Raw genomic sequence first — 12,008 nt, forward strand, 5'->3', positions numbered from 1 at the left:
TCGGCGTGGCGTCTGCCGGCGGGGCGCCGCGCCGTGTCAGGACAGGGTGAGCACGCAGAACTCGTGCCCCTCCGGGTCGGTCAGGCACGTCCACGGCACGTCTCCCTGGCCGACGTCGAGATCGGTGGCGCCGAGGGCCCGCAACCGGGCCACCTCCGCCTCCTTGTCGTCGCCGGGGTACGGCAGCAGGTCGAGGTGGACGCGGTCCGGCAGGGCCTTCGTCCCGGGGATGCGGAGGAATTCGAGATAGGGGCCGACACCCTTGGCGGACCGCAGCCTCGCGTGATCGTCGGTCACCTCGTGCACGGTCCAGTCGATCGCCTCACCCCAGAACCGGGCCATGGCTCCCGGATCCGCGCAGTCGACCACCACGGTGGCGATCGGCCCGGTGTCCCGGTAGATGTCGCGGGGCTCCAGCACGCAGAACTCGTTGCCTTCCGGATCGGCGAGGACCGTCCACGGCACGTCGCCCTGGCCCACGTCGACGGGCGTCGCGCCGAGCGTCCTCAAGCGGTCGACCAGCTCGGCCTGATGGGCGGCCGAGCTGCTGGCGAGATCGAGGTGCACCCGGTTCTTCGTCGCTGGCTTGGGCTCCGGTACCGGAACGACGTCGATGCCGAGAACGACGGGGTCCGGCCAGACCGGACCGCCGGGAGGCCCGACGTAGGTCGTCACGCCGGGGCTGTACGCACTCCAGCCGAGCGCCTCGGCCCAGAACCGGCCGACCGCCGAAGCGTCGACGGCCTTGACGTTCACGTGAACAGGTCGCAGTGCCATGCCGGTGATCCTATGCACGGCGCGGCGCGGAGCGGGCTATCGGCGGCCCGCGGCCAGCGTCCGGATGACCGCCGTTCCTCCGTCCAGGTCCACCGCCGTACGGTTCGTCGGCGCCCCGTCCTTCTCGTCGTCGCGCAGCAGCAGGGCCTGCTGGCGCTCGCGTGGTGACGTACAGGCCGCGCGTGGGATGGGTCTGGCAGAGTGTCAGGTCCATCATGCCTGTTCGGGGGCGTTCGCGGTAGGACGGAGCGCACGTCCTTTCGGTCTTGGCAGCGGCGGTGGCCTGCCCGCAGACTCGTCGTCATCCACTCATCGGCATGCGTGCCGGCACCCGTATCGGGCTGTCGGCGCGTTCGTTGTGCTGTCTCGTCGTGTGCCGGGGCGGGCCGAGGGTGGTGGAGCGAAGGGGGACTGATGCATCAGGACATGGTGATGCGGGCGCGGGTCATGCTGCTGAGCGCCAACGCGCGGGTGGTGCGCGGAGCCAGGGGGCTGTGGATCTACCGGATCCTGACACCGGTCGAGCCGGAAGTGTACGGGTCGAAGCTGGCGTACGTCCTGGTGGAGGCGAGCGCCTCGCCGTTGGTACGGGACCTGCCCGAGCAGCGGATGGCGCTGCTGGACGAGGCGGTGGAGGTGGCGAAGGCCCTGAGCCCCGCGAACCCCTTCCGGGACAAGGTCCTGGCGAAGGCGCTGCTCGCGAGGCGACGCGAGACCGAGGGCCCTTCGGCGTCCTAGCGGCGGGCACGTCCGGGTGCCGCCCGGTCAAGTCGCATAGGGCGTAGGTGGGTCCGACCTGTGCTGCCGTACCCGGAGCGTCCGGGCGGCAGCACAGGTCGGTTCGGTTGCACGTGTGGTGACGGGGGATGCCGTGCCCCGTTCGGCGGGGGACCGCGTCCCCCGTTCAGCGCGTGCCCCGTTCAGCTACTCAAAGCCAGCGACATCAGGAGGCGATGGGCGCCGGGGCCGAAATGGTCGGGCCGAGGACCCGCCGGATCGGGGACGAACCGCAGGGACTCGTACAGCGCTATGGCGTGGACGTTGGTCGGCTCCACCCACAGTCGGACGGTCCTGGCGCCGGCGGCGCGCAGGGACTTGAGGCTTTCCAGCATCAACTGCCGCCCCACTCCTTTGCCTCGTACGCCGCGATCGACCGCCAGGCTGACGATCCAGCTCTGCCCCTTGTTCGGTGGTGTGGCCAGCGCGTATCCGCAGATGCGCCCGTCGTCGCCCTCCGCGACGAGCAAGTGGTCCGGGTACATGTCCATGAACTGGCGCATGAGCGAAAAGGGGAACGGGTCGGCAGGAAAGGCGTGATGATCCAGGTCGATCAGTTCGGACAAGTCTTGATCGCCGGCCTTGCCGACCCGAACGACCGAAGAGTGAAGTGCTGGCATCGGACCAGAATCGCCCCGCCACTCGCGCTGTTCAAGTCTTCGGCCCAAGTGTCGGGAGCCCTGTGCGACCGTGCGCCCCTCATGCCTCCTTCATCGGGAGGGGATTCCGAAGGAGAGGAAGTCGGGGATCGGGAGCATTGATACCGTGGGGCATGCCTTTGGGATCACCGGGAAAACAGGCGCAGTTGAACGCGGACGCGCCGTGGGACGCCTTCGACCCCGCACAATACGTCGAGAACAACTACCGCACGGTGCTTTCCGTGGACGAGGCGATCATGTCGATCGTACGAGCTCACTTCAGCGATCATTTCCGTGCCGCTCCGGCCCGGCCGGTCCGGGGCATCGACGTGGGAGCCGGAGCCAATCTCTATCCGGCCCTGTCGATGCTGCCTTGGTGCGACGAGATCACCCTGCTGGACAAGGCGCGGCCCAACCTCCGCTACCTGCGGCGGCAGATCGCCCGGCACGACGGCAGTTGGGACGACTTCTGGCGCAAGCTCTGCCAGGACGACGCATACGCCTCGATGCCCGGCGGCCCCTGGCAGCGGCTGAGCGAGGTGGCCCGCGTCGAGCAGGGTGATGTCCTGCGACCCGTCGAGCGGCGCGAGAAGTGGCAGATAGGCACGATGTTCTTCGTCGCCGAGTCGATCTCCACATCGCCCGACGAATTCCACAGCGCCGTCGAGCACTTCCTGGAATCCCTTGCTCCGGGAGCGCCGTTCGCGGCCGCTTTCATGGAGAACTCCGAGGGGTATCGGGTGGGGGACACCTGGTTTCCCGCCTGCGAGATGAAACAGGCCGAGATCACCGCAAGTATCGAGCGTCTGACCCAGCACGTGCGGACCCACCGGATCGGCAGTCCGGGGGAGGTGCGTCCCGGCTATACGTCCATGATTCTCGCGTGCGGATTCCGGTGACCCGACGGTATTCGAAGGTCATTTCCGGAGCACGGGCACGGGCGCGGACACGGCCGTGGGGCCAAGGTTGAGGGGTCGCCGGGACGAGGTTCCGTAATGGGGGAGCGCGGAATGCAGATCAAACCACGCCAGCAACTGTTGGACATGTGGCAGGCATGGGCTCGTCATTCCTTCGGGCAAGGAGGATGGTCCTGGGGCGAGCAGGGCGTCCTCAGCAGCGTCGCGGACGCGGAACGGCTGCTCTGCCTCCTGTACCCCGCGACGGAGATCCCGGCGTTTCGCCTGGACGATCCCGACACCACCCAGCGGGACGTGGGCAAGGCCCTGCGTCAGGTGGGGGACTCCACGGACATTCCCGTGCGGCTCATCGAGATCCTGGGTGAGTTCATGAAGAGGCACCACGACGGTGAATCACCCACGTTCGCCGGCGGCCACTCCTTCGGGTCCGCCGACCCCGGCCTCGAACTGTCCCAAGAACAGCGGGAGTCGGACGTCGTCGACTCCTACTCCATGTCCGTGAGCCTGTGCCTGGCCACCCTCGGATTCCTCAAGGTGTACCGGAACACGACGACACGCGCGTCCGCCGTCGCCCGCATCGACGAACTGCGCGAGGAGACCAGCGGCCGGCTGACCGCGGCGATGGTGGGCCTGCTGCGCTCCTTCACCGTCGACGTCGTCGACGTGTCCTCCGACCAGGGCCAAGCGCTCGCGCGCCGGCTCGGCCGGGGCCGGCTGTCCGACCGGCAGGTCGTGCAGCGCTTCCAGCACCGTTTCAAACCGCTGCGCGCCCTCATCACCGAAAGCCTCGCCCTCGGCCTCGACACCGACGTCTGCGACGAACTGCGCAACGAGAACCGCCTGTTCGAGTGCGGCTGGGCGTGGAGCGTGGTCAAGAACGCCCCGGTGGTCTCCACGACGTCCGACCCCGAGGGCAGCCGACAGCCGGAAGGGACGGCGCACCCCGTTCCCTACCTCCACTTCACCGTCGTGGCCCTGGACGGCATCATCGACCTCCTCTCGGAGCGCACCCTCACCCTCGGACTGCTCGACGCCGAGCAGCAGCACCTGGCCTCGGCCCTGAGACTGCGCTTCGAGATCACCCAGCAGTACTGGTCGGGCATCGCCCGCTTCGACGGGGACGCCTGGCTCCTGGAGGAGATCCCCTGGCGCACCACGCGCCGGCAGGCCGAGTCGGAGTACTTCTCCCTCACCGTCGTCTCCATCCTGGTCCACGACCTGATGCGCCGGAGAACCACCGACCACGACCTCAGCCGGATCGTCGCCGTCATGGAACGTCTCGCCGAACGCGGAAGGATCACCGGCCGGGCCCTCCACGAGGACCCGGCCGTCGCGCTGCACAGTCCGGGGATCGTCATGCCCCTGCTGGGCGGCGGCGAACGGGGCCCGGCCATGACCTGGGTGATGAACGACTTCTCCACGCAGTTGCTCAAGCGGGCCGTCCAGCTCTGCTCCCTGGCGAACGACATCGGCTCCCAGGACCGGCTGCTGCGACTGGCCGAGAGCGTCCTCGACCACGTATGGCGCCGACGCATCACCCAGGGCGAGGGCGTCGGACTCTGGGACAACGTGCCCGGCGTCCATCCCGAGACGTCGGCTCCGGCGACCACACCGTCCTGGAGCATCACCGAGCGAGTCACCGAATGCATGGTCGCCGCCCACGCCCTGTACGACCGTTCGCCGATCCGGAGCGTCGAAGCGACCGCGGCGGCGAAGGAGGTGATCAGCGAGGCCGCCCATCTGCTGGGACGGGAACAGAAGAACCACCCGGCACCGCTCAGCGGGTCCCGGCAGGGGGAATGGATCAAGGGTGTCGAAGCGGATCTCCGCCGCGCCCGGGAGCTGATCGAGGACCGGCCCGGGACCTCGCTCGCGCTCGCGCTCGGCGTCCTAGCGCGACTGGACACCCTCGCCCGTGCCACGGACGGGGAGGGGTGAGCGTGCTCGTCTTCGCCGCCTCGGACAAGGGAGGCACCGGCCGCTCCGTCACCAGCGCCAACCTCGCCTACCGCAGTGCCCTGGCCGGGGACGACGTCTGCTTCCTGGACTTCGACTTCGGCTCGCCGACCGCCACCGCCGTGTTCGACCTGCCCGCCGCCGACCTGGACGTCCGCGAGACCGGTCTCCACTCCTATCTCCGGGGTGCGATCGGCGAACCGCACCGCGTGGATGTCTGGACCCGCACGGAACACCCCGACCTGCGCGACCGGCCCAGCGGCTCCGGCAGCCTCGTCCTGTTCCCGGGCGACCGCTCCGGCGGCGAGTTCGTCACCGGCGACGATCAACTCCACCGCTGCGTCGACCTCGTACTGCGCCTCAAAAGGGAATTCGACCTCATCGTCGTCGACCTCAGCGCCGGGCGCAGTTACGCGATGGACCTGGTCCTCGCCGCCACCGCTCCCCGCGGCGGGCTCGGCAGACTGACGCGCCGCTGGCTCGTGTTCCATCGCTGGACCCACCAGCACGTGAGGGCGGCCGCCGAACTCACCTTCGGTGAACGCGGCATCCTGCGGGCCGGCCAGGACCTGGGGCACGAACCGGGGGAGCTCGACGGCTCCATCCGTTTCGTCCGGGCCGCCGTGGCCGATCTGGACTCGCCTCTGTGGGCCCAGGTGACACCCGCTCAGTACGCCTGGTTGCGGAAGTGCGACCAGAGACTGGAGCGACTCGCCGCCGAACTGGGCATCGGCGAGAGCCGGGTCCTCGCGTCGATTCCGCTGGAGCCCGTACTCCAGTGGCAGGAACGCCTCATCACCGACGAGGACGTGGTCGACCGCAGGATCGCCGGCAAGGCAACCCTGGACTCCTTGGACGACCTGGTCCGACGCCTGCACGACGACGCACACTGGGGGGAGTTGTGAGCCGATCGACCGGGGCCTTCCGGGAGACCAGCGCCGAACCGCACACGGAGTCCGTCCCGTTCTCTCATGTCTCCCTGGAACTCGGGCACTTGTACATGGAGGACTTCGCCGAGGGGGCCGACCGGCTGCGCCGGCACTTCGCGACGGCGCGGCCCTGGGCCGAGGCGGTCAGGGCGAGTACCGCGGCCCGGCTCGCGAACGGGAGGGCACGGGTCAGCACCTGCTTCCTGATCGACGACTACTTCTCACGGCTGTCCACCCCCGACCGGCTGATCCCGCCCCTCCTGAGCGCCGCCGCCGACGCGGGGCTGACCATCGACTACCTCGCCCGCGAATCCGGCTGCGCGGTCGCACCCGGCACCGACGGCACGGAGGTGCGCCTCGCCGAGTCCGTTCTGCACCGGCTGGTGGAGTCCCCGCCGCCCGGCACCGGAGGGTTCCGGCCGCCCGTCAGCCGCACCGGCTGGCTCAGCAACGGCCGCCGTACCCCGGCTCAACGGACCTCCGCTGCCCTGGACTCCACGGGAGCGAGCTGGCAGCCCCCGAGCGAGAACACAGCACGCGGCCACTCGGTCTTCATGGACGTCGAGTTGTGGAGCGACTCGGGGGAGGAGAGGACGTGGTCCTGTGCCTTCCTCGCCTCCGTCTGGCAGTTGGTCCGGCTGGGGCTCCTGCGCGACAACGGCCGCGCGGTCCTCACGCCGGTCCTCTGGGACGACCGGGAGTTCCCCGAGGACTGGGACGAACTTCCCCCCGTCGTGCGGTTGAACTCCCGGGCCCAGCCCTTCAGCGCCTACTCCACCTGCAGTGTGCTCCCCACCCGGTTCCTCCCCGTGGAACACGCCGTACGCATCGTCCTCGGACAGGTCCACCTGGAGGCCGCCGCGCTGGACCAGGCGATGTCGCGTGCGGCACGGGAGGGGTTCACCGTGCCCGCCGACATCGCCGACCGTACGTCCTACGTGTTTCCACCGGACCCGTGATGGCCGGCACCGGGCCTGTGACGGGCGGCACCGGGTCTGCGACGGGCGGCACCGGACCTGTGAGGGGCGGCACCGGACCTGTGAGGGGCGATCACCCAGGGCTCGCTCCACCCGTCCTCGCCTGCGGCGAGGTACGCACCTGCATGCTGCCCACCCGCGAGGCGCTGGACGAACGGGCCGCCCTGCGCGTGCTGGACCTGCGGGCCGACGAACGGGTCAGGGCCTCCCGGCGCCCCAACCGTCTCGTGGTCTCCCCGGACGTCCTCACCGGCGTGGACTGCGCCCTGCCCACCTCCACGGGTGCCCGCGTGCGCGGAGTGGGTACGGTGACCACGCGAGCGGTGCTCACCGAGGGCCGGGTCCTGCAGTCCACCGCCTCCTTCTCGATCCCCGCCTCCGGGACCGACAGGCGCCAGCCCTGGGGCTATTACCTCGCCCGGCCCGGAACCCTGGTCACCGTGGGACGGCTCCCGCGGCATCCGGTCGCCAAGGGTCTTCTCGGCGGAACCCGGCCCGGGCATCTGGACGTCGGGTCGATCGCCGAGAGCATGCTCGCGCGGATCACCCGGCATCCTGTCCTCGACCACGACGCCCCCCTCAACACCACTGACACCAGGCTGCGTTGGACGGCGACGCAGGCCGCCGCCGACGAGGAACCGTCGTCCCTTTTCACGCTGGCCGAGGACGGCCTGCGGACCCTGCGCCTGCGCCTGGCGCCCGGAACACCGCTCACCGGGGCCGCCGCGCTCTGCGAGGACCTGGCTCTGCACGACTGGCTCCTCACGACCGTCGTGGGCAAACTCGACGGACTGGCGGCCGGTTCCGGTGACGTGCGGAGCATGGTGAAGGTGGTGCGCCCGCTCGTGGACCACCTGCTGCATCTGTGGATGCCCCGGGCCCGCCTCGACACCGGCCTGCACGCCACGTGGAACCACCTGGAGGAGAGACCGGGTTACAGCAGGCAGTGGAACGCGTCGACACAGCGTATTCGGGATCAACTCGCCCTCCACGCGATCCAGTTGCCTCAAGAGGTGCCGACTCCGCGCTGATCGGGCACCATCCAGGAGACACCTGGGCGGGGGAGTGACAGGCATGCATGGAGCATCGGGGACACCGGGGCCGACCGGCGGAACACGGATAGCGCCCATCGTCCTCAAGACACTGGTCACCATCGTCGTGAGCACCATCGCGTACGTGCTCACCAACCTGGTGCACCAGTCCGGGGACGAACTGTGGAAGATCGCGGTGTCCGTCGTCATCGGCGGATCCGCCCTGATCATCCAGTACATGGTCGACTTCGAGCAGCGGCTGGCGGACATGGAGACCGGCCAGCGGGAGCGCAACCGGGAGAACCAGGAACACTTCCTGCAGCTCAGCGAGGCCGCCGGCCTGCTGCGGGAGCTGGACCAGGCGGGGATGAGCGCCGGTGACGCGACGCGTCTGATCCGGAGCCTGAGCCGGGTCGGGCAGCAGGGGCCGGAGATCGTGAAGGCGTTCGCCAGGGCCGAGACGGAGAGCCTCGCGTTCGTCGTCACCGATCTGACCGCGATGACCGCGCAGTGGCCCCGGGACAACACCGAATGGCTGATCAGGCTCACCGAATGCGCGCGCCGCACGATCGACGCCACGAGCAGTTCGGTCGATCAGCCCTTCTGGGACACCGACTCGGCGAAGCCGTATCTGGACGCCCAGATCGAGGCGATGCGGGTCCGGGACGTGACCATCCGGCGGCTCTTCATGATCAAGGAGTCCGAGAAGAACGACTCCGAGTTCATGACGCGGTTCCTCGAACTCTGCGAGGAGCAGCGTGCCTTCAGCATCGACGTGCGCTACCGGGTCCTTTCCTCCAACGGCTCCCCGGGGCGGCGGAACCGCAGGGCGACGGCGGCCCGCGACGTCGTCATCTTCGACAGCGAACTGTGCCTGGAGTTCGACCCCGACCACCAGGACGGCAACGTGAAGACCCGGCTGGACGCGGACGGCCGCCGGGTCGACGGAGAGGTGAGGACGTTCAACGAACTCTGGGCCACGGCCACCGAGCCGTCCGCCCAGGGGGAACCCTCGTGACGTCCGCTCAGCGGGGCGGATCGGTGTCGTAGTCCTGCCGGGCCTGTTCGACCTTGTCCAGGTTGGCGGCCGCCCATCCGGCGAGGTGGGCGAAGAGCGGGGCCAGGCTGCGGCCCAGCTCGGTGATCTCGTACTCGACCCGAGGGGGGACTTCCGGGTGGTACGTGCGGACGACCATGCCGTCGCGCTCCAACTGCCGCAGTCGCTGGGTCAGCACCTTCGGAGTGATCGTGCCGATCCGTCGCTCCAGCTCGACGAAACGCATGCGGCCGTGCGCGTTGAGCGTCCACAGGATCGGTGTGGTCCACCGGCTGAACACGATGTCGACAACCGCGCTGGTGGGACAGGCGAGTTGAGGGTCGACGGCGTCGGCCGCCACCCAGTCGGTGTTGTCGGCCACGGACGCCCCTGGGGATAGTCACTTTCCTCTAGGTACCTACTATATCGGCGCTGTTAGCGTCCCTCGTGTCGCCGGGAGAACCCTTCTCCGCGACGGTCCCGCCCGCGCGGGCGCGGCAACCATGCTGAATCGACACGGGAGTTGTTCATGTTTGTAGTGACGGGGGCGACCGGCAACGTGGGCGGGTCGCTCGTCCGGTTCCTCGCGACCGGCGGTGCCCGGGTGACCGCGACATCGCGGGCGATCTCGGACGCGGACGTGCCGCAGGGTGTCCACCACACGCGGTCCGACCTGACCGATCCCGAGAGCCTTCGGCCCGTGTTCGACGGAGCCGAGGCGCTGTTCCTCCAGAACGGTGGCCCCAGCGCGCAGCTGCTGAGTCCGCGGGACATCCTCGACGTCGCCAAGGCCGGCGGCGTCGGGCGAGTGGTCCTGCTGTCCTCGCAGGGAGTCGCGACCCGGCCCGGGTCGGCCTCGCACGGCGACACCGCGCGTTCCATCGAGGACGCCGTCCGGGAATCCGGCCTGGCCTGGACGATCCTGCGGCCCGGAGGCTTCGACTCCAACGCTTACGCGTGGGCCGAGTCGGTCCGCGCCGAGCGGACCGTCGCCGCGCCGTTCGCCGACATCGGCCTGCCGACGGTCGACCCGGACGACATCGCCGAGGTCGCCGCCGCGGCCCTGCGCGAGGACGGCCACGCGGGACGGGTCTACGAGCTGACCGGTCCCGCGCTCAACACGCCCCGCCGGCAGGCCGAGGCGATCGCCGACGCGCTCGGCGAGCCCGTCCGGTTCATCGAGCAGACCCGCGACGAAGCTCGCGCGCGGATGCTGCGGTTCATGCCGGAGCCCGTGGTGGAGACCACGCTGTCCATCCTCGGTGAACCCACCCCGGCCGAACTGCGCATCAGCCCCGACATCGAGCGGGTCCTGGGCCGTGCGCCCGGCACGTTCGCCGACTGGGCCCGGCGCCACATCGCCGCGTTCCGCTGAGATCGCCGTCTCCCGCCCGGACCGGGCTCGGCTCCAGGCTCGTACCTGCGTCGCCGCCACCGGCATGTCAGTGGCGCTGGCTAGTCTTCGAGCATGACCGAGGGGCTTGGGCAGTTGTCGTTCGACGCGGGGGACGAGGCGGACTCCGTGGCGGTTCCGGGGTTGCGCTACATCCCGGGCTGGCTCGACCCCGACGCGTGCCAGGAGATGCTCGCGCGGATCGAGGCCGGGGTGTGGTCGACGGAACTGAGACGGCGAGTGCAGCACTACGGTCACCGGTACGACTACGGTCGGCGCTCGGTGACGGCGGGCGCCCGGACGGCGGCGGATGCGCCGCCGCTGCCGCCCTGGGCGCTCCGGCAGGCCGATCGGCTGGCCCGGGAAGGGATCATGGATCCCCGAGCCGACCAGGTCATCATCAACGAGTACCGGCCGGGACAGGGCATCAGCGCGCACGTCGACTGCGTCCCCTGCTTCGGGCCGGTCGTCGCGGCGATATCCCTCGGCTCCGGCTGCGTCATGGACTTCACCCAGCCCGAGGACGGGAGGAAGACCGGTGTCCTCCTCGCTCCCGGAAGTCTGTGTGTGATGACGGGGGCGGCCCGGTACGCGTGGCGCCACGGCATCGCGGCCCGCAAGAGTGACCCGGACGGCGCGTGCAGGGTGCCCCGGGGCCGGCGGGTGTCGGTGACGTTCCGTACCGTCCTCGGCGCCGGTCCCGGCTGACGGAGACCGCGGTTCCGGACCTCCCCGGTCGGTTCGCGCTTCAGATGCCGCGCGCGTCGGCCAGGATCGCGGCCTGTTCGAGCATGCGGGTCGGCTCGCGGCCGTTGCCCCAGGCGTCGTTGAAGGACGGTACGGACTCCACGCGCGGGCCGAACCGTCTGCGGATCGCCTCCAGCAGCACCGTCATCGCCTGCGCCTCGGCGTGACGGTCGCCGCCCGACTCCCGGCGGATCGCGCCCTGCGCGCACAGGTGGCCGTCCTCGTCGACCAGCGCTCCCGCGCACCAGCCGTCCGTCCGCAGGCGCAGTGACGCGCGGTGCAGGAGGGCCGCGATGGGGGTGGCGGGCGGGGCGAGGCCCGGGGGAGCGGTGGGGGCGGGCGCGACCGGAGCCCCGATGCGGGACCAGTCGACCGGCGGGGTCTCGATGTGGGCCGTGTTCACCTCGTAGGCGACGGCCGCCAGCGCGAGACGGGCGTCCATCTCGCCTTTGACCGCGGCCAGGCGGGCCTCCAGACCGTCGCCGCCACGCCCCTCGGGCTGGGCGGCGACGGGTGGAGCGGTTCCGGCGGATCCGGACGCGGGTTGTCCGGCGGCGACGATCGGTGCCGGGGACTGCGGGGGCGACTGCGTGGGGGACTGCATGCTGGATGGATTCCTGGCCCGCCCCCCGTTCAGCGCCGCCGAACGGGCGGTACCGGGCGGTGACCGGCCGGGCCGCCCAGAGTGGTCACACCGAACAGGTCGGCCAGAGCGGTCAGGCCGACCGGGCCGGCCAAGCGGTCAGAGCGGTCAGGACGGTCAGGGTGGTCAGCATGGCCGGGACGGTGAGAGCGCTCAGGTCGACCGGGCCGCCAGGGCGGTCACAGTG

General features: G+C 70.3%; 14 protein-coding genes. 9 read left to right on the top strand and 5 right to left on the bottom strand.

Features of this window, described 5'->3' with window-relative positions; translation table 11 throughout:
* Positions 1-36: 36 nt before the first annotated feature.
* Both ACFYYF_RS31380 and ACFYYF_RS31385 read right to left on the bottom strand, forming a co-directional pair.
* Positions 37-777, bottom strand: a complete 741-nt coding sequence (locus tag ACFYYF_RS31380) for a VOC family protein (protein WP_388780859.1) — start codon at positions 775-777, stop codon at positions 37-39.
* Positions 778-813: 36 nt separating this feature from the next.
* Positions 814-966, bottom strand: a complete 153-nt coding sequence (locus tag ACFYYF_RS31385; RefSeq protein ID WP_388780999.1) for a DUF6191 domain-containing protein — start codon at positions 964-966, stop codon at positions 814-816.
* A 225-nt stretch (positions 967-1,191) separates the two neighbouring features.
* Between ACFYYF_RS31385 and ACFYYF_RS31390 the strand changes: the two genes are divergently transcribed.
* Positions 1,192-1,515 carry a hypothetical protein gene (locus ACFYYF_RS31390; RefSeq protein ID WP_361686266.1) on the top strand — a complete coding sequence of 108 codons (324 nt, stop codon included), beginning with the start codon at positions 1,192-1,194 and terminating at the stop codon, positions 1,513-1,515.
* Between the two features lie 182 nt (positions 1,516-1,697).
* Here the strand turns inward: ACFYYF_RS31390 and ACFYYF_RS31395 are convergent, their stop codons facing one another.
* Positions 1,698-2,174, bottom strand: coding sequence for a GNAT family N-acetyltransferase (locus ACFYYF_RS31395; protein WP_365483160.1), 477 nt, complete (start codon positions 2,172-2,174; stop codon positions 1,698-1,700).
* Between the two features lie 152 nt (positions 2,175-2,326).
* On the opposite strand from ACFYYF_RS31395, the gene ACFYYF_RS31400 reads away from it, so the two are divergent.
* The 6 genes from ACFYYF_RS31400 (at position 2,327) to ACFYYF_RS31425 (ending at position 9,020) form a co-directional block, all read left to right on the top strand.
* Positions 2,327-3,091 carry an SCO2525 family SAM-dependent methyltransferase gene (locus tag ACFYYF_RS31400; protein ID WP_388780860.1) on the top strand — a complete coding sequence of 255 codons (765 nt, stop codon included), beginning with the start codon at positions 2,327-2,329 and terminating at the stop codon, positions 3,089-3,091.
* A 111-nt stretch (positions 3,092-3,202) separates the two neighbouring features.
* Positions 3,203-5,047: an SCO2524 family protein gene (locus tag ACFYYF_RS31405; protein ID WP_388780861.1), complete on the top strand. Its 1,845-nt coding sequence runs from the start codon at positions 3,203-3,205 to the stop codon at positions 5,045-5,047.
* 2 nt (positions 5,048-5,049) lie between these two features.
* Positions 5,050-5,970: an SCO2523 family variant P-loop protein gene (locus ACFYYF_RS31410; RefSeq protein WP_388781000.1), complete on the top strand. Its 921-nt coding sequence runs from the start codon at positions 5,050-5,052 to the stop codon at positions 5,968-5,970.
* Positions 5,967-6,953, top strand: a complete 987-nt coding sequence (locus ACFYYF_RS31415; RefSeq protein WP_388780862.1) for an SCO2522 family protein — start codon at positions 5,967-5,969, stop codon at positions 6,951-6,953. Before ACFYYF_RS31410 ends, ACFYYF_RS31415 begins: the two co-directional genes overlap by 4 nt.
* Before the next feature lie 59 nt (positions 6,954-7,012).
* Positions 7,013-8,002 (top strand): SCO2521 family protein, encoded by a 990-nt coding sequence (locus ACFYYF_RS31420; protein WP_388780863.1) that lies wholly within the window; start codon positions 7,013-7,015, stop codon positions 8,000-8,002.
* 43 nt (positions 8,003-8,045) lie between these two features.
* Complete coding sequence (locus ACFYYF_RS31425) at positions 8,046-9,020, top strand: hypothetical protein (RefSeq protein ID WP_388780864.1); 975 nt, start codon at positions 8,046-8,048, stop codon at positions 9,018-9,020.
* A gap of 7 nt (positions 9,021-9,027) precedes the next feature.
* Here ACFYYF_RS31425 and ACFYYF_RS31430 read toward each other — a convergent pair whose 3' ends face one another.
* On the bottom strand, positions 9,028-9,420 hold the full coding sequence (locus tag ACFYYF_RS31430) for a winged helix-turn-helix transcriptional regulator (protein WP_388780865.1): 393 nt from the start codon (positions 9,418-9,420) through the stop codon (positions 9,028-9,030).
* A gap of 147 nt (positions 9,421-9,567) precedes the next feature.
* Here ACFYYF_RS31430 and ACFYYF_RS31435 point away from each other — a divergent pair, with 147 nt between their 5' ends.
* Together ACFYYF_RS31435 and ACFYYF_RS31440 are read left to right on the top strand one after the other, a co-directional pair.
* Positions 9,568-10,413, top strand: coding sequence for an NAD(P)H-binding protein (locus tag ACFYYF_RS31435; protein WP_388780866.1), 846 nt, complete (start codon positions 9,568-9,570; stop codon positions 10,411-10,413).
* Between the two features lie 93 nt (positions 10,414-10,506).
* Positions 10,507-11,139, top strand: coding sequence for an alpha-ketoglutarate-dependent dioxygenase AlkB (locus ACFYYF_RS31440; RefSeq protein ID WP_388780867.1), 633 nt, complete (start codon positions 10,507-10,509; stop codon positions 11,137-11,139).
* A gap of 40 nt (positions 11,140-11,179) precedes the next feature.
* On the opposite strand, the gene ACFYYF_RS31445 is transcribed toward ACFYYF_RS31440, so the two are convergent.
* Complete coding sequence (locus tag ACFYYF_RS31445; RefSeq protein WP_388780868.1) at positions 11,180-11,782, bottom strand: hypothetical protein; 603 nt, start codon at positions 11,780-11,782, stop codon at positions 11,180-11,182.
* Positions 11,783-12,008 lie beyond the last annotated feature (226 nt).

Source organism: Streptomyces sp. NPDC001914 (assembly GCF_042891215.1).
Lineage (GTDB): Bacteria > Actinomycetota > Actinomycetes > Streptomycetales > Streptomycetaceae > Streptomyces.